This is a genomic window from Maricaulis sp. (assembly GCF_034670125.1).
Classification (GTDB): domain Bacteria; phylum Pseudomonadota; class Alphaproteobacteria; order Caulobacterales; family Maricaulaceae; genus Maricaulis.
In genome coordinates, this window is sequence record NZ_JAXMOC010000007.1 from 1 (window position 1) to 17,479 (window position 17,479).

A 17,479-nucleotide genomic window follows, 5' to 3' on the forward strand; every position below is an offset into this window, starting at 1 on the left:
TTGGGGGGGCCAGGCTTCGACTAGCAGAGTAAGGAGCGACCTGCGCGACGGCGCCGGGGCGGTCGGTGAAGAGGGCTCGCCCGGCCGGGCGAGAGGGATGGGCCGCCGCGGCGTGTCGGTCCACTTCCCCCGCCATTCCAAGCGTCCCCATTTTCCCGCAACCCTGCCAATAACTTGCCGCCTCTATCCCCGGCTGATCTGGCGCTGCTGGTTCAACCAACCCGGCTTCCCTGTCATGCTGTGCCGGCGAGAATCACCAGGAGCAGGACATGGCCGTCATCGACAGTGAAAGCTTTGCCGCAACGCGGACCGCCGCCAATGGTTCGGATGTCGAGAACGCCTATCTGGCTTTGCTGCGCGACATTCTCGAGAACGGCGCCGAACAGGCCGACCGGACCGGCGTCGGGACGCGGTCGGTGTTCGGTCGCCAGCTGCGCTGTGACCTGTCGAAGGGTTTTCCGCTGCTGACCACCAAGAAAGTGCATTTCAAATCGATCGCGATCGAGCTTTTGTGGTTCCTGCGCGGCGAGACCAATGTGCGCTGGCTGCAGGAGCGCGGGGTCAAGATCTGGGATGAGTGGGCCGACGAAAACGGCGATCTCGGTCCGGTCTATGGCAAGCAGTGGCGGCGCTGGGAGGGGCCGGATGGAACCGAGATCGACCAGCTGTCCAATATCCTCGAGCAGATCAGGAACAATCCGGCCTCGCGGCGTCTGATCGTGTCGGGCTGGAATCCGGCCGATGTGCCCCATATGGCGCTGCCGCCCTGCCACACGCTCTACCAGTTCAATGTCGCGAACGGGAAGCTGAGCTGCCAGCTCTACCAGCGTTCGGCCGACATGTTCCTCGGCGTGCCGTTCAATATCGCCTCCTATGCGCTTTTGACGGCGATGGTGGCGCAGGTGTGCGGGCTGGAGCCGGGCGAATACATCCACACCTTTGGCGACGCCCACATCTATTCCAATCACATGGACCAGGTCCGCGAGCAGCTGTCGCGGACCCCGCGGGCTTTGCCTCAGCTCAAGCTCAACCCGGACGCGACCGACCTGTTCGGCTTCGAGTACGAGGATATCGCGCTGGAGGGTTATGACCCGCATCCGCGCATTTCCGCCCCGGTCGCCGTCTAGGAGCCGGGGGCATGTACGGACCGCTTGATGCACTGGCCGACAAGATCGTCCGGGTCTCCGACATCTATGCCGCGCACTTCGACATAGATCGCTCGGGCGACTGGCCGCTCCTCAAGCTGCAGGAAGAAATCGGCGAGCTGACCCAAGCCTATCTCACCACGACCGGTCGCACCCGGCGTCCGGCCGATGCGGCGGCGCGAAAGCAGCTGGCGCTGGAAATGGCCGACGCGCTGGGCATGCTGTTGATCATGGCCAAGGCGGAGAATATCGATATCGACCAGGCGATGCAGGACAAATGGCTGCACTGGCTGGAGCGCGACAGCGCCGTGATGGAGCCGGGCGAGGTCGGGGAGGCAGGCCAGTCATGACCACCACCATCCCCAAACTCGTCCTTGTCGTCGCCCGCGGCATGAATGGCGTCATCGGCGTGGATGGCGACCTGCCCTGGCGCTTGTCGTCCGACCTCAGGAATTTCAAGGCGATCACGTCCGGCAAGCCGATCATCATGGGTCGCAAGACCTGGGAGAGCCTGCCGCGGCGGCCCTTGCCGAGCCGTCTGAACATCGTGGTGACGCGCCAGGACGGCTATCGCGCCGAGGGCGGACATGTCGCCGGCGATCTCGGCGAGGCGATGGATGTGGCCTTCATGCGCGCTGACGAGGACGGGGTCGACGAGGTCTGCGTTATTGGCGGGGCGCAGATCTATGCGGCGACCCTGGCCCGTGCCGACCGGCTCTATCTGACCGAGGTCGAGGCCGCTCCGGAGGGCGAGACGCGCCTGCCGGAGATCGACGAGGCACAGTGGCGAGAAACGCGCCGGGAGCTCCATCCGGCCGGGCCCGGCGATGATCACGCCTTCATGCTGCGGGTGCTCGACCGGATCTGAACCACCGTTCCCGGTCGGCTTCTGGCGAAAAGGGGGATGGGCTGCTGTCTTGTCCCTCCCGATTACCCTTGAACCGCAGGCCGCATGCGTTCATTTAGTGCGCAAGGTTAATTGAGAGGATCGATCCAGCACATGTCATGGAACGACAATCAGGGTGGAGGCGGCGGAGGCCCTTGGGGCTCCGGCGGAAACAATAACGGGCAAAATCCCTGGGGCCAGCGCCCGCAGGGCGGAGGCGGACCGGACGGTCCCGATCTCGATGAGGTCGTCCGCGACATGCAGCGCAAGATGCGCGGCATGTTTGGCGGCGGCGGTTCCGGCAAGGGCGGCTCCGGCGGCGCAGGCGGTGCCGGTGCTTTCGGTTTCGGCCTGATCATCCTGATCATTGTCGGCGTCTGGTTTGCGACCACCGGTTTCTACCAGGTCAATCCGAGCCAGCAGGGCGTGGTTCTTCGTTTCGGCGAGTTCGCCCGCGTGACCGGTTCGGGTTTTCACTTCAAGCTCCCCGCGCCGATCGAAAGCGTGATCATCGAGGACGTGACCGCGACGCGGACCATCACGATTGGTCAGGGCGCCGAAGGCCAGATGCTGACGCGCGACCAGAACATCGTCGACATCGATTTTTCGGTACAATGGCGTGTGATCGATGTGCGCAGCTTCCTGTTCAATGTCCGCGACCCGGAAAAGGTCGTGGCGGACGTCGCCCAGAGCGCCATGCGCGAAGTCATTGGTACGTCGGATCGCGAATTCATCTTCACGGTCGGTCGTGGCGAAGTTTCGCAGCGCACACGTGACCTGCTTCAGACCGTGCTGAACGAGTACGATGCGGGCATCCAGATCCTGCAGGTCAACCTGCAGACGGCGCAGGCTCCGGCCAGTGTCATTGATGCCTTCCGCGATGTTGACGCGGCTGAGCAGGATGCCGAACAGGCGATCCTCCAGGCGACAGCCTTTGCCAACTCGACCATTCCGCAAGCCCGCGGTGAGGCGGCTCAGCTGACCCAGGCCGCGCAGGCTTATCGTGACTCGGTGATTGCCGAAGCACAGGGCCAGGCTGATCGCTTCGTGGCCATCTACGAGCAGTATGCGCTGGCGCCGGAAGTGACCCGGCGCCGGATGTATCTGGAAACCATGGAACGGGTGCTCGGACGGTCCAATCTGACCATTCTGGACGGCGGAGCCGGGGCTGTGCCCTATCTGCCGCTGAACCAGCTCGACGCGCCACGCACCCAGTCGCGCAACCAGGCGGGAGGGAACAACTGATGATCCGCGGATTTGGAATCATTATTCTCGTCATCGGCGTTTTCGTCGGTCTGCAAAGCGTCTACACCGTCAGCGAGCGTGAGCAAGCGCTGCTCGTCCGTCTTGGCGAGCCCGTTGGCGCGGTCAACCAGCCGGGTTTTGAAGACCCCGGCCTGCACTTCAAGATCCCGTTCATCATGGACGTGGTCATGTTCGACAAGCGCAATCTGGAATTCGACATGCAGCCGGAGGAAATCCAGGCCGCCGACCAGGTCCGCCTGGTGGTCGATGCCTTCCTGCGGTATCGCATCACAAATCCGCTGCGCTTCTATCAGACCGTCACAAATGAGGCCGGTGCCCAGGCGCGCCTGCGGTCCATCATGGATGACAGCCTGCGCGGCGTGATCGCCTCGATCCCGGCCAATGACGTCATCTCCGGCCAGCGCGCCGAGCTGATGGTGCGTGTCCGGAACCGGGTTGAAGAGCAGGTCGCGACCCAGAATTTGGGTATCGAGGTCATCGATGTCCGGATCCTGCGTGCCGACCTGCCGCAACAGATCGCAACGCGCGTGTTCGACCGGATGCGCTCCGAGCGACAGCAGGAAGCGGCCCGCATTCGCGCTGAAGGTGACCAGCAGGCCACCGAGATCCGGGCAGACGCCTCGCGTCAGGCAACGATCATCGTCGCCGAGGCCCGTGCGGAATCGGAACGGCTGCGCGGTGCCGGTGATGCGCGGCGGAACGAGATCTACGCCCTGGCGTATAATCGTGATGCCGAGTTTTTCACCTTCTACCGGTCGATGCTGGCCTATGAGGAAGCGGTTCCCGATGGCACGCCGATCGTGATCCCGCCGGATTCGGAGTTCTTCCGTTACTTCCGGACCCAGGCCGGCGAGTAACCGTTAGCCATACAGATGACAGGGGCCCGGCTCCGCGACAGCGGGCCGGGCCCTTTTCATTGGAGGCGGATGTGGCGGGTGACAGGCCGGTCATTCGCATGACGATTGTGTCAGTGCGGTTGCCGCCGACCCGCGCAAGGCGGTATTCACGGTAACGGACCAGAACCGGACCCAAAATTGCACACAGTCAGGTCGGCGACCGGGCAACCCTTCAATACGGCGGAATTCGATGCAGCGTCTCCTAGTTCTCATTCTCCTCCTGGTGTTGACACCGGCCAGTCACGCCCATCCGGACGGGTTTGCCGATCTGGCCGAGCGCCTGTCTCCCGCCGTGGTGAACATATCGGCCGCCCAGCGGCTGGACAGTGAGGACGGGCTGCCGGAGTTTCCCGAGGGCTCGCCGCTGGAACGTTTCAACGACATTTTCGGCTCGGCGCCGCGGATTGCAAACTCACTGGGCTCCGGCTTCATCATCGATGCGTCGGGCCTGGTGGTGACCAATAATCACGTCATCGACGGGGCGGACGAGGTCGAGGTGTCGCTGCCCGATGGCCGCGTTTTCCGTGCCGAGGTCGTCGGTATCGACAGTGTCACCGACCTGGCGGTCCTGCGCATGGACGTCGAAGAGCCCATGCCTTTCGTCGCGTTTGGCGACAGCGATGCAGCACGCGTCGGCGACTGGGTGATCGCGATCGGCAATCCGTTCGGCCTGGGCGGTACGCTCACCGCGGGTGTGGTCTCGGCGCGCGGGCGTGAGGCCGGCGGTCGCTATGACGACTACATCCAGACCGATGTCGCCATCAATACGGGGAATTCCGGTGGTCCGCTGTTCAACATGGATGGCGAAGTGGTGGGCGTGAACACGCTTATCCTGTCGCCGACGGGTGCCAGCGTCGGCATCTCGCTCTCCATCCCGTCCAACCTGGCCAATGTGGTCGTCAACCAGCTGGTCGAATTCGGCGAGACCCGCCGCGGCTGGCTGGGCGTGTCGGTCCAGCGCGTGACGCCGGAATTGGCCGAGAGTTTCGAACTGGCGACGCCCTATGGCGCCATCGTCTCACGGATCGAGGAGGATGGTCCGGCAGCCGACAGCGGCATCCGCACCGGTGACCTGGTCCTGTCCTTTGACGGCCGCCGCGTGCGCGACAGCCGCTCCTTCCCGCGCATGGTGGCCGAGACCGAGATCGGTCGCGAGATCGAGCTCGACATCATCCGTCGTGACCGGCCGATGACGATCCGCATTACGGTCGGCACCCTGGCCGAGGACAATGGTGAGGGCGAAACGGTCAATGCCGCAGTCGTCGCGCCGGAGACCGGCAGCAGCAACAGTGTATTGGGCATGACTTTCGGCACGCTTGACACCGCGTCGCGTCGTCGGTTTCGGGTTCACCCCGACGCCGAGGGTGTGTTGGTGACGGAGGTCGACCCGACCAGCGATGCCGCCGGCAAGGTGCGCCCGGGTGATGTCATCGAGGAAGTCGAGTTCACCCGCGTCGACAGCGTCGCTGCCATCCGTGAGATCGTCGAGGGGCAAGGCAGCGGGCCGGTGCGCTTCCAGATCAATCGCGGCGGCCAGTATGTGCTGCAGTCGATCCGGTCGTGACGCCCTGCCTGCTGATTGCAGGCCCGACGGCGGCCGGTAAAACCGCGCTGTCACTCGCGGCAGCCGCGCGGGTTGGTGGGGAAATCATCAATGCCGACTCAATGCAGGTCTATGCCGGCCTGCCGCTGATTACCGCCCAGCCGGACGCCGCCGAACGCGGCCGTGCACCGCATCACCTGTTCGGCGCGGTCGATCCGGCTGTGCGCTATTCGGTTGGCCAGTGGACCAGCGACGTGTTGGCCTTGATTTCCGACATTCGTGGACGTGGCCGGGTGCCGCTCCTTGTGGGCGGAACCGGATTGTATTTCAACGCGTTGACGCGGGGTTTGGCGCCCGTGCCCGAGATTGGCGAAGTCGCCCGTGCCCGCGCTGCAGCCGTGCTGGAGGAGGCCGGTCTGTCCGGCTTGCGAGCCGAAGCGCTGCGCCTCGACCCGGTCGCGGCCAACCGGGTCGAGGCGGCCGATCGGCAGCGCCTGTTGCGGATTGTCGAAGTCGTCTACGAAACCGGCAAGGCATTGAGTGTTTTCCAGGCGGACACGGTGCCGCCGTTGGCGCCCTCCGAGTGGCGCGGCATTGTCATCGAACCTGACCGGGACACCCTGTATCAGCGTATCGATCAGCGTTTCGAACGGATGCTGGATGCCGGTGCCCTTGATGAGATCAGCGCCTTCATGAAACGTGACATCGACCCTGACCTGCCCGCCAGCAAGGCCCTCGGCGTACCGCAGCTTGTGGCGCATTTGAGGGGCGAGATGACCCTCGACGAAGCGACCGAACTCGCCAAGCGTGACAGTCGACGCTACGCCAAGCGCCAGGGCACCTGGTTTCGAAACCAGGCGTCCAGCTGGTCGCGTATCAGAACGCCCGATCCACAGGCGGCCGTCAGCGACCTGGCCGATATCCTCGACCAGCCAGCCGGTTAACACGCAGGCCGGTCGTGTCGCTGGACAGACCCGATGATGAGCCGCCTTATCACCCCAGCCTGCCCGGGAGCGAGTCGCGAGATGACGGTTGACATGGACGAGCCACTGTACACGCGGGATATCGATCTCGCGCCGATCCGCGCCTGTCGTCTGGCGATAATCGGCTTTGGCAATCACGGTCGGTCCCACGCCCTGTGCCTGCGTGATAGCGGCGTGGCGCAGATCCGGATTGCCTTGCGAGACGGCTCGCCCTCGAGGGCCAAAGCCGAGGCGGATGGTTTTGAGGTCGTTTCACTGCCCGAGGCGGCAGCGTGGGCGGATGCCGTGTCCTTGTTGGCGGCCGATGAGGCGCACCGGAAGATCTGGGAGGACGCCATCCTGCCCCACCGCAAGCCGGGACAGGCGCTGATCGTCTGCCATGGCTTTTCGATCCATTATGGGCTGATCAAGCCACCTGCCGATGCTGATGTGATCCTGGCCGCGGCCAAGGGGCCGGGCGGCGCGGTCCGCGAGGAGTTTGAAATGGGCCGGGGGCTGATCGGGTTCTGGGCCGTGCATCAGGACGCGTCGGGCCGGGCGCAGGCGCTGGCCTTGGCCTACCTGGCGGCGATCGGGTCCGGTGAGGTCGGGATCTTCCCGACCAGCTTCCGCGAGGAAACCGTGTCCGACCTGTTTGGTGAACAGGTCGTGCTGGTCGGCGGTCTGGTCGCCCTTGCGAAGGCCAGCTTCGAACGTCTCGTGGCGGCCGGGGTGAGCGAGCGAATGGCCTATATCGACTGCGTCCACGAGATCAAGTATCTCGCCGACCTGATCCAGGCACGCGGCATCGCCGGAATGTATGAAGCCATATCCGATACGGCCGAATTCGGGGCTCGCCAGATTGAAGACCGGATCGCCGGGCCTGAACTGAAACGTGTTTTCGATGAGGCGATGGCGGATATCGAGACTGATCGCTTTGCCCGCAAGTGGGTGGAAACCCATGAGGCGGGCGCGGCGATGGCGGCGGATCGCGAGGCTGACCGGGCGTTGCGCATTGAAGCCGCCGGCGCTGAATTGCGCCAACGGATCTACGGTGCCACGAAATAGCCAACTTGCCGCGCCACCTGTAATAGACTTGTTCAATCGAGAATCGTGCGCGGGGGCGTGGTATGTCATTCAATCCGGTCAAAATTCGGCGCTACGGCGAGCCCAAGGAAGTTGTTGCGCGGGTTTTCGAGGAGGCGGGTGGCATTCCGACGGTCATGGAATTGCTCGATCTGAGCCGCACGCGGGTCTATGCGCTGGCAGACCCGGATTCCACCAACGAGATCTCCTATGCCCGCATCGCCAAGCTGACCGAGTCGGGCGCCACCGCGGCCGCCCAGCACCTGGCCGCACTGGCCGGGGGGATCTTCCTGCCGATCGAAAAGGCAGACGATGCCAATTGGCTGGCCCTGGCTGGCGAAGCCAGTCGCCGCAATGCGCGCAATATTTCCGCCATCATGGAAAGCCTGAGTGAGACCGAGCGTTCGCCCGGCCGCATCGACCAGCAGGAAGCCCGCGACATTCTCAAGGTGCTCGACGAGCAATTGGGTGTCCTCGCCATCCAGCGTGCGAAACTGGCTGCCATCGCCTCGGGCGAGGCCGTCGACATGGCCGGGCATCCGGTCGCCGGCGAAAACGGCTCTGCGTGATTGCCCGCTGTGCAAAGCGTGCTTAGTTAGGCGCACTGACGCTATCACCGGGCTCGCTTCACGATGAACCGACTGACCGATTTTCTGCTGAGAATGGACGCGCGCGCTGCCCGGGCCGTGATCGTTTCGGTCGGGCTGTTCGTGGTGGTTGCGCTGGTTTTCCTGCTGGGCCGCTTTGTCCTCGAAATCGAGCCGGGAGAGGCCGGCAGCTGGTTCGAGGCATCCGCCAGCCAGTGGTACGCCCTGCCGCTGACTATCCTTGTTTTTACGGCCCTGTCGTTCCTGGGCGCGCCGCAATTCGGATTGATGGCCGCAGCTCTGGTGGCCTTCGGCCCGACAACCGGCGCCATCTATGCCTTTGTGGCGACGCAATGTTCGGCCGCCGTGAATTATACCGTCGGTCGTTATTTCGGCGCCGATATCTTCAAGCGCTATGCCGGCGACTGGGCCAACCGGATTTCTGACTTCATCGGACGCAATGGCTTGCTGGCGTCGATGGTAGTGCGATGGGTGCCGTCCGGACCCTTCATTGTGGTCAATATGGGGTTTGGCGTGGCACGCACGCCCTATTGGGCCTTCGCCCTCGGCACGGCGCTCGGGTCGGCACCAAAGATATTCATCGTTGCCCTGATGGGTGAGAGCATCCGCTCCATGCTGACCGAGGGCAATGTCCTGCTTGGCATCGCCTTTGCCGCAGCGGCCTTTGCCTGGATCGGTATCATGCTGGTCGCGCGGATCTGGTTGCGGCGCAATCGCGCGCCTGTCGGCACCGATGATACCGGGGGCGGGGAAAACCCGTAAACCGGACACGGGGCGCGGATTGCGACCTGTCGGTGCGGCGACTGCCACATACCGGCCCGGTATCAGTGCGAATCCCCGTCCGGCCCTTGCAATCTTGCGCGGAGCATCGCACAACGAAAACAGTTGCACCGCGGCTTTGCCGCCACACATTTTGAGACTCAGCGCCCCCCATGCTCAACAGCCTTTTCGGTTTGCTCTCTGCGGATATCGCCATCGACCTGGGAACCGCAAACACGCTCGTCTATGTGAAGGGGCGCGGCGTCGTCCTCAACGAGCCGTCCGTCGTTGCCTACAAGGTCGAAAAAGGCCGCAAACACGTGCAGGCGGTCGGTGCGGAAGCCAAGCTGATGCTCGGAAAGACACCGGGCAATGTCGAAGCGATCCGGCCGATGCGCGATGGCGTCATCGCCGACTTCGATGTCGCCGAGGAAATGATCAAGCATTTCATCCAGAAAGTGCACAACCGCCGGGCCATGGTCAGCCCGCAAGTGGTGATCTGCGTGCCCTCCGGCGCCACCGCGGTCGAGCGCCGGGCCATCCATGAGAGTGCCCTGGGTGCCGGTGCCCGCAAGGTTTACCTGATCGACGAGCCGATGGCGGCCGCTGTCGGCGCCGGCCTGCCGATCGACGAGCCGACCGGTTCGATGATCGTGGACATCGGTGGCGGCACCACTGAGGTCGCTGTCATGTCGTTGTCGGGCATCGTGTATTCGCGCTCGGTCCGGGTTGGTGGCGACAAGATGGACGAGGCGATCATCAACTATATCCGTCGCTCCGCGAACCTTCTGATCGGCGAGACTTCGGCCGAACGGATCAAGAAGGAAATCGGTTCGGCCATGCCGCCGGCTAAGGGCGAGGGCCTGTCCCTGAACATCAAGGGTCGCGACCTGATGAATGGTGTGCCGCGCGAGATCGCCGTGACCGAAGCCATGATCGCCGACAGCCTCTCCGAGCCGGTCGAGCAGATCGTCGAGGCGGTCAAGCAGGCGCTTGAGGCGACCCCACCGGAACTGGCGGCTGACATTGTCGACAAGGGCATTGTGCTGACCGGTGGCGGCGCACTGTTGCGCAATCTCGACACCGAGTTGCGCGAGCGGACCGGCCTGCCCGTGAGCCTGGCCGATGAAGCCCTGTCCTGCGTGGTGCTGGGCTGTGGCAAGGCGGTGGAAGACCTTCGGATCTGGCGTCCCATTCTCTCCGAAGCTGTGTAATCTCCACCAACGCAACGGGGGAGAAGGAGTGAGGCGTTGGCGTCGCGACGCTCAACACGACAGGATGGTGAGCACGGCGTACGCTTTTCGCGAACGCTGTTCATTGCGCTTCTTGTCGTTTCCGGCGCCCTGATAGCCTTCGACCGACCGGCATCCAGATCAGCGCCCTTTGCCAGCTTCCGGGCCGGTTTCACCGATGTGTCCGCACCTTTGCTCGACCTCGCGGCCCAGCCCCTGCGCGGCATCAAGAATATCGGTCCCTATTGGCGCCGCCAGGGCGAACTCGCCCGGGAGAACGCCCGGCTGCGGCAGCAATTGATCGAAGCCCGCTATTGGGAAGACCTGGCCTACCGCCAGCGCGACCGGATCGAGGTTTATGAGGATGCGCTCGACGTCGAGAGCGCCGCAATCGAGGATCGCATCGGGGCCTGGACGGTGGCAGACCCGCGCGGGCCCTTCGTCCGGGCCCGTCTGATCGGTCGGGGCAGCGAGGCGGGCATTCGTGACGGCTATCCGGTGATCAATCTATACGGCCTGGTGGGCCGGGTTTACGAAACCGGCCGCCGGTCCGCGCGCGTGCTGCTTCTCACCGATCTCAATTCGCGTGTCCCGGTGATGGCCGACCGGTCCAATGCCCGTGCCATCCTGGTGGGCGACAATTCGGAGTTTCCACGCCTGGATTATGTGGGCCGCGCGCCGGATATCGAGCCCGGTGACCGCATCGTATCGTCCGGCGACGACGGCATCCTCCCGCGTGGCCTGCCGATCGGCGAAGCCGTGGCAACGCGCGAGGGCGGCTGGCGAGTGAGGCTTTACTCTGACCAGGCCCCGGTCGATTTCGTCTGGGTCTGGCCCTATCACCGCGTGACACCGCCCGACCCGGAGACCGAACCCGGTCCGGACGGACTGGCAGGTGCGGGGTTCGTCGACGGTGCGGTGCCTGCCGCGGCGACCGACACGACCGCAAGTGAAACCGCGGGCGAAGCCGTTGATGACGCCGGGGTGGATGGTGTCGCCACCGATGATGATACGACGGAGGGCGGGCGATGAGAAAGCCGACAGATCGTAACTCGCCCTGGCTGGCGGCCTCGGGCTGCATCCTGTCGGTCATCGTGGCCTTGATCGTCCAGGCATCGCCGGCGCGGCTGGTCGACGGCCTGACCATCATGCCGACCTGGACCCTGATGGCGATCTTCCTGTGGTCCGGTGTCCGGCCGCAATTCATGCCACCGATTGCCGTGTTCGCGATCGGCCTGACCCAGGACTTGCTGACCGGCGCACCGATGGGTGTCTGGGCGCTGTCCTATCTCGTTTCGATCTCGGCCTTTCGTTTTCGCGGCGAGGACGGGATGCCACGGGACATGCCGCCGGTCCTGCTGCGGTTCGGAGCGACGTTGCTGCTGGCCCATGCAATCGCGTTTGCGGCCGGAAGCTTTGCGCTCGAGCAATTGGCAGACTTCCAGCCCTTGGTGATCGAGGTGATGGCCTCCATCCTGATGTTCCCGCTTCCGGCCTACCTGGTGTTGCGACGTCGCCGCTCCCGCGGTTCCGGCTTTATCGGGGGGTGATGACAGGTTCCCATGCGCGCTGACCGACAGGAACAGGATCTGAAATTCACGCGGCGCGCCCTGCTGATGGCGGGGGCGGGCGGCCTTGCCTTCCTGGGCCTGGGCGCGCGCCTGTATTCCCTGCAAGTGCTGGAAACCGAGCGCTACCGGCTGATGTCCGAGGACAATCAGTTCAATTTCAATCTGCTGCCGCCATCGCGAGGACGGATTCTGGACCGGTTCGGCGTCGCGGTCGCTGACAACCGCGACAGTTATCGCGTGCTCTTGGTGCCGGAGCAGGCGGGTGATGTCGCCTCTGCGCTCGACCGGTTGCAGCCCTTCCTGCCGCTGGGCGATTACGAGCGCGAGCGGATCCTGCGCACGGCGCGCGGCCAGCGCAGCTTTCACGCCATCACCGTGGCCGACGATCTGGACTGGCACACCTTCGCCTCGATCAATCTCAATGCGCCGGACCTGGCCGGAGTGACGCCGGATGTGGGCGAGGTGAGATCCTATGCCTACGGCCCGTCCTTCGCTCATGTGATCGGCTATGTGCAGCCGCCGAATGACGAAGACATCGCCAACAATCCGCGCGATGCCGAGCGCCTGTTGCGCCATCCCGGTTTCCGCGTCGGCAAGACCGGAGTCGAAGTGGCTCGGGAGATGGACCTGCGCGGACAGGCAGGGGCGCTGAAGACAGAGGTCAACGCCCGCGGCCGCGTCATCCGCGAGCTGCCGGAACAATCCACCGAGCCGGTTTCGGGCCGTGATGTGGTGCTGACCCTGGACGCCGACATCCAGCGCTACGCCCATGAACGCCTGGGCCAGGAGAGTGGGTCGGCCGTGGTCATGGACGTCAACACAGGCGAGTTGATCGCCATGGTCTCGACGCCCAGTTTCGACCCCAACCTGTTTGTTGGCGGCATCTCGACATCTGATTATGCCGCCTTGCGCGAGGATGACCGGAACCCGCTGTTCCAGAAATCGATCCAGGGCACCTATCCGCCGGGCTCGACCTTCAAGGCGGTCGTCGCGGCTGCGGCCCTGGAGCACGGTGTCATTCCGCCGGCCGAACGGATCAACTGCACGGGATCGGTACGACTGGGCAATCGCGAGTTTCATTGCTGGCGTCGCCGCGGTCACGGGCCCGTCGATTTGCGCGAGGCGGTGAAGACTTCGTGCGACATCTATTTCTATGAAATCGCCGCGCGTCTCGGCATCGACAACCTGCATGCCATGGCGACCCGCTTTGGCATTGGCGAGCAGTTCGATATCGGCATCGCCGGGGTTCGCCGCGGCAATATGCCCGACCCGGCCTGGAAACGGTCCCGCTATGACCAGGGTTGGTCGACCGGCGACACCTACAATACAGGCATCGGCCAAGGCTATGTGACCGCGTCGCCCTTGCAACTGGCCGTGATGACGGCGCGTGTCGCATCGGGGCGGGCCGTTTCGCCGACCCTTTACCGCAACGCCATGATGCCGCCGGCGCGGCATATCGGGGTCAGCGATGCGGCGTTGGCCAGCGTTCGTGACGGCTTGCGTGCAGTCGTCGAAGAGCCGGGAGGCACGTCCTATTCCCTCGGCGGACTGGGGCTTGGCGATATTGAAATGGCGGGCAAGACCGGCACCGCTCAAGTCTATTCCATCACCGCGGCCGAGCGCGAAAGTGGGGTCCGCGAGCAGGAAGACCTGCCCTGGCGACTGCGCGACCATGGCTTGTTCATGTGCTACGCGCCGGCCGACCGACCCAAATATGCCTGCGTGGTCGTGATCGAACATGGCGGCGGCTCATCCGCCGCGACCCGTCCGGCACGGGACATACTCCAGCGTGTCGTCGCCCGTGATCCGTCCAGCCGCGCCGGCGTATTTGCCGATGTCGGCAATGCCAGTCCCGGAGGCGCCTGATGGCGGTTTTCCGCGAGAGTGTTCCGCGCGACCTGCCGGACAAGATGATGGAGCTCAACTGGACGCTGGTCCTGTTGCTGGTCCTGCTTGGCGCTGCCGGCGTCGGCATGCTGTATTCGGTGGGCGGCGGCAGTTGGGAACCTTGGGCGATCAATCACGCCATTCGCTTCGCGCTCGGCTTTGTCGGCATGATCGTCATCGCGATGTTTCCGCCACGCTTCTGGATGGGCCTGGCCTATCCGGTTTATGTCGGAGCGCTGATCCTGCTGGTCCTGGTTGAAATTGGCGGGGTGACCATCAATGGCGCCCAACGCTGGGTCGATCTCGGGCCAATTCGCCTGCAACCGGCTGAAATCATGAAGCTGGCCCTGGTACTGGCGCTGGCCCGCTTCTATCACGACCTGCCCGATGACAAAGTCACCACCATCTCGGGCCTGTTGCCGCCGCTGCTGATCATCGGATTGCCGGCGGCGCTGATTGTCAGCCAGCCGGACCTGGGGACCACGCTGCTCCTGGCAGCAACCGGGGTCATGGTGATTTTCATGGCCGGGTTGAGCTGGTGGTTCATCCTGATCGTCGCGGGCGTGGGGCTGGCCGGGGTCATCGGGGTCGGCATATACGGGCTGGAGAACATCCTCGCCGAATACCAGATGGACCGGGTCCGCGCCTTCCTCAACCCGGACTTCGATCCTCTCGGGATTAACTATCACCCCAACCAGGCGATGATCACGCTGGGCTCGGGTGGGATGACCGGCAAGGGCTTCCTGGAAGGAACGCAGTCCAAACTGGGCTATCTGCCAGAGATGCAGACCGACTATATCTTTACCGCCTTGGGTGAGGAGTTCGGGTTTGTTGGCGGGATTTCCGTCCTCGCGGTCAATGCCTTGATCATGGCACAAGGCGTAATCATCGCGATCAGTTGCAAGTCGCCCTTCCTGCGCCTGATGACGATCGGCGTGATCACCACTTTCGCCTCCTATGTGTTTATCAATATCGGCATGGTGTCGCGTCTCCTGCCGGTGGTTGGCGTGCCCTTGCCGCTGATATCCTATGGCGGGACCGTTGTGCTGGCAGTCATGGCCGGGTTCGGACTGATCCTGGGCGCCCATATCCATCGCAATGCCGAGCCGGCGCGCGGCGCCGGACTGTTCGGCTGACACCGCAGTGCAGCAACGTCGCGCGCTTGACCGGGCAGACCGGTTGGGGAAGTGTGCGCGGCAATTCAGTAAGGGGTGGGCGCGCCTTCGCGTCCGGTTTCAGGGGAGACTATCATGGCGGCATCACCAGCCGGTCAGCACGCGCATTGGTCATCGCGCTTTGCATTCATTCTTGCCGCGGTTGGCTCCGCGGTCGGCCTCGGCAATCTCTGGCGTTTCCCGTTCCAGACGGGTGAGAACGGCGGGTCGGCCTTCGTGCTGATCTATATTGGCTGTGTGGCCCTGTTCGCCCTGCCGGTCCTGATGGCTGAGATCGCCATCGGTCGTCACGCCCAGCAATCGGCCATCTCCTCAACCCGCAAAATGGCGCAGGAAGCCGGGCGCTCTGCCAATTGGGCGATCGTCGGCTGGGTGTGTACGGCAGGCGGTTTCCTGATCCTGACCACCTATTCCGTGATTGCAGGCCAAGTCCTCGCTTATGCGGCCTCCGGTTTCGCGGGCGGTTTCTCGGAGCCAGATGGCGCCAATCTCTTCTATCGCGGGGAGTTCACCCAACTGGCCTGGCATGCCGGCTTCATGATCATCACGGTGTTGATCGTGGCGAGGGGCCTGAAAGGCGGGATCGAGCAGGTCGCGACGTTCCTGATGCCGCTCTTTTTCGTGATGCTGATTGGCCTGACCGTCTATTCGCTCGCCACCGGCGCTGCAGGTGATGCGATTTCCTATCTGTTCACGCCAGACTTTTCGGCGGTGACCGGTCAGACCTTTGTCGCCGCGCTCGGCCAGGCCTTTTTCTCGGTCTCGGTCGCCTCGGCCATCATGATCACCTATGGCTCCTACCTGTCCAAGGACACCAATATCGGCTCGTCCTCGATCTTGATCGCCTCCGCCGATACCGCGGTGGCGCTGATCGCCGGCCTGATGATCTTCCCGATCGTCTTTATGGTTGGCATCGACCCGGCCGCAGGCCTTGGCCTGATCTTCACGGCTCTGCCAGCCGTGTTCGCCGACATGCCGGCGGGCAATATCATCGGTGGCTCCTTCTTCGCGCTGGCCTTCATCGCAGCGATCACCTCATCGATCTCGCTGCTCGAAGGGACGGTCGCGTTCGTCGAGGAGCATTCCGACTTTTCGCGCCCCACCGCAGCTTGGCTGCTCGGCTTCTTCGCCTTCATGATCGGTGCGGGTGCCGTGTGGTCGTCTGATTTCGGCGGTCTTTTTGTGGACTGGCTGTCGGGCAGCTTCCTGCTCCCGCTCGGTGGTCTGTTGGTGGCGGTTTTTGCCGGCTGGGTCATTCCCAAGTCGCTAATGCGCGACGAGTTGAGCCATGCCTCGAACGGTCTGTTCGCCTTCTTCCACTTCTGTGTGAAGTTCATCGTACCGCCAGCGATCGGCTTCATTCTCTTCCTGGGCCTGGACGCCAAGTTCAATGGCGGCGCCATCGGCTCGCTGCTTGGCCTCGGCTAGGCGAACTTGTCGGCAAAGGCGTCGGTCGCGCGTACCAGCGCGTCGACCACGCCCGGCTCGCCGGCTGCATGGCCGGCATCGCCAATCATGTGGAGCCTTGCTCGCGGCCAAGCCCGGGCGAGGCTCCATGCCGTTTGGGGCGGGGTCACGACATCATAGCGACCCTGGACGATCACGCCGGGCAGGTGATTGTAGCGGTCGGCATCGGTGATCAACTCACCATCGCGCTGGAAGAAACCCTTGTGGAAGAAATAGTGGCTTTCCAGCCGGGCGAGGGCGTCCGAGCGGACCGGATCGGCCAGCGGTGCCGACGGGTCGCCGGTCATTGAAATCAAGGCGCTTTCCCAGCGCGCCCAGGCGAGGGCATCAGGCCGGCGGCGGATGATGTCCGGCTCGGCCAGGCGTTCGTAATAGGCACGGATGATGTCGCCGCGCTCTTCCGGGCTCAGCGGATCGACCAGGCGTTCCCAGGCGTCGGGAAACAGCATGTTGGCGCCGTCCTTGTAGAACCAGTCCAGCTCGCGTTGGGAACAGGTGAAGATGCCGCGCAGGATCAGGCCGATGCAATGGTCCGGATGGGCGCGGGCATAGGCGAGGGCGAGCGTCGCCCCCCAGGAGCCACCGAAGACGACCCACTTGTCGATCCCCATCACCTCGCGGATGCGCTCCATGTCGTCGATCAGGTCTTGTGTGGTGTTGTGCTCGAGACCCCCATGCGGGGTCGAGCGACCACAGCCGCGCTGGTCGAACAGGATCACCCGGAAACGGCGGGGGTCGAAGAAACGTCGCAAGGCCGGCGAGACACCGCCGCCGGGACCGCCATGCAGGGTCACAACGGGCAAGCCGTCCGGGCGCCCGCATTCTTCAATATAGAGGTCATGACCGTTGCCCACTGCCAGTCTCGAGGCCTGCAAGGGCCGGATCGGTGGATATAGCAGGCGGCGTGAGTAGGAAGCGTCCATGTTGAATACTGTGCCGTTAGCCAGTCATAAACACAATAAACCATAGCCTAGCGGCACTTCACTCTATATCGTG

General features: G+C 64.0%; 17 protein-coding genes. 16 read left to right on the forward strand and 1 reads right to left on the reverse strand.

What is annotated here, in order from left to right; all coding sequences use genetic code 11:
- Positions 1-269: 269 nt before the first annotated feature.
- The 16 genes from VOI18_RS12250 to VOI18_RS12325 all read left to right on the forward strand — a co-directional run bounded on the left by VOI18_RS12250 (position 270) and on the right by VOI18_RS12325 (position 16,444).
- A complete protein-coding gene (locus tag VOI18_RS12250; RefSeq protein WP_323762702.1) occupies positions 270-1,127 on the forward strand; it encodes a thymidylate synthase in 858 nt (285 codons plus the stop codon).
- Between the two features lie 11 nt (positions 1,128-1,138).
- Positions 1,139-1,495 (forward strand): phosphoribosyl-ATP pyrophosphohydrolase, encoded by a 357-nt coding sequence (locus VOI18_RS12255; RefSeq protein ID WP_323762703.1) that lies wholly within the window; start codon positions 1,139-1,141, stop codon positions 1,493-1,495.
- The gene (locus VOI18_RS12260; protein ID WP_323762704.1) at positions 1,492-2,013 is read left to right on the forward strand and encodes a dihydrofolate reductase; all 522 of its coding nucleotides are present in this window, start codon (positions 1,492-1,494) and stop codon (positions 2,011-2,013) included. Before VOI18_RS12255 ends, VOI18_RS12260 begins: the two co-directional genes overlap by 4 nt.
- A gap of 132 nt (positions 2,014-2,145) precedes the next feature.
- Positions 2,146-3,276: an FtsH protease activity modulator HflK gene (hflK, locus tag VOI18_RS12265; protein ID WP_323762705.1), complete on the forward strand. Its 1,131-nt coding sequence runs from the start codon at positions 2,146-2,148 to the stop codon at positions 3,274-3,276.
- On the forward strand, positions 3,276-4,154 hold the full coding sequence (locus VOI18_RS12270) for a protease modulator HflC (protein WP_323762706.1): 879 nt from the start codon (positions 3,276-3,278) through the stop codon (positions 4,152-4,154). The genes hflK and VOI18_RS12270 overlap by 1 nt, the downstream gene beginning before the upstream one ends.
- Before the next feature lie 229 nt (positions 4,155-4,383).
- Entirely contained in the window at positions 4,384-5,757 is a 1,374-nt protein-coding gene (locus VOI18_RS12275) for a Do family serine endopeptidase (protein ID WP_323762707.1), read from the forward strand.
- On the forward strand, positions 5,754-6,680 hold the full coding sequence (gene miaA, locus VOI18_RS12280; protein ID WP_323762708.1) for a tRNA (adenosine(37)-N6)-dimethylallyltransferase MiaA: 927 nt from the start codon (positions 5,754-5,756) through the stop codon (positions 6,678-6,680). The genes VOI18_RS12275 and miaA overlap by 4 nt, the downstream gene beginning before the upstream one ends.
- Before the next feature lie 81 nt (positions 6,681-6,761).
- Positions 6,762-7,766, forward strand: a complete 1,005-nt coding sequence (gene ilvC / locus VOI18_RS12285) for a ketol-acid reductoisomerase (protein ID WP_323762709.1) — start codon at positions 6,762-6,764, stop codon at positions 7,764-7,766.
- A 62-nt stretch (positions 7,767-7,828) separates the two neighbouring features.
- Positions 7,829-8,353 carry a hypothetical protein gene (locus VOI18_RS12290; RefSeq protein ID WP_323762710.1) on the forward strand — a complete coding sequence of 175 codons (525 nt, stop codon included), beginning with the start codon at positions 7,829-7,831 and terminating at the stop codon, positions 8,351-8,353.
- A 63-nt stretch (positions 8,354-8,416) separates the two neighbouring features.
- Entirely contained in the window at positions 8,417-9,154 is a 738-nt protein-coding gene (locus VOI18_RS12295) for a TVP38/TMEM64 family protein (RefSeq protein WP_323762711.1), read from the forward strand.
- Between the two features lie 170 nt (positions 9,155-9,324).
- Positions 9,325-10,365, forward strand: coding sequence for a rod shape-determining protein (locus tag VOI18_RS12300; RefSeq protein ID WP_323762712.1), 1,041 nt, complete (start codon positions 9,325-9,327; stop codon positions 10,363-10,365).
- A gap of 36 nt (positions 10,366-10,401) precedes the next feature.
- On the forward strand, positions 10,402-11,415 hold the full coding sequence (gene mreC, locus VOI18_RS12305) for a rod shape-determining protein MreC (protein ID WP_323762713.1): 1,014 nt from the start codon (positions 10,402-10,404) through the stop codon (positions 11,413-11,415).
- The gene (gene mreD, locus VOI18_RS12310) at positions 11,412-11,933 is read left to right on the forward strand and encodes a rod shape-determining protein MreD (protein WP_323762714.1); all 522 of its coding nucleotides are present in this window, start codon (positions 11,412-11,414) and stop codon (positions 11,931-11,933) included. Before mreC ends, mreD begins: the two co-directional genes overlap by 4 nt.
- Before the next feature lie 12 nt (positions 11,934-11,945).
- The gene (gene mrdA, locus VOI18_RS12315) at positions 11,946-13,820 is read left to right on the forward strand and encodes a penicillin-binding protein 2 (RefSeq protein WP_323762715.1); all 1,875 of its coding nucleotides are present in this window, start codon (positions 11,946-11,948) and stop codon (positions 13,818-13,820) included.
- Positions 13,820-14,977: a rod shape-determining protein RodA gene (rodA, locus tag VOI18_RS12320; RefSeq protein ID WP_323762716.1), complete on the forward strand. Its 1,158-nt coding sequence runs from the start codon at positions 13,820-13,822 to the stop codon at positions 14,975-14,977. The genes mrdA and rodA overlap by 1 nt, the downstream gene beginning before the upstream one ends.
- Before the next feature lie 114 nt (positions 14,978-15,091).
- A complete protein-coding gene (locus VOI18_RS12325; protein WP_323762717.1) occupies positions 15,092-16,444 on the forward strand; it encodes a sodium-dependent transporter in 1,353 nt (450 codons plus the stop codon).
- On the opposite strand, the gene pip is transcribed toward VOI18_RS12325, so the two are convergent.
- Complete coding sequence (pip, locus tag VOI18_RS12330; protein WP_323762718.1) at positions 16,441-17,406, reverse strand: prolyl aminopeptidase; 966 nt, start codon at positions 17,404-17,406, stop codon at positions 16,441-16,443. The two genes, VOI18_RS12325 and pip, sit on opposite strands and share 4 nt — an antisense overlap.
- Between the last annotated feature and the right edge of the window lie 73 nt (positions 17,407-17,479).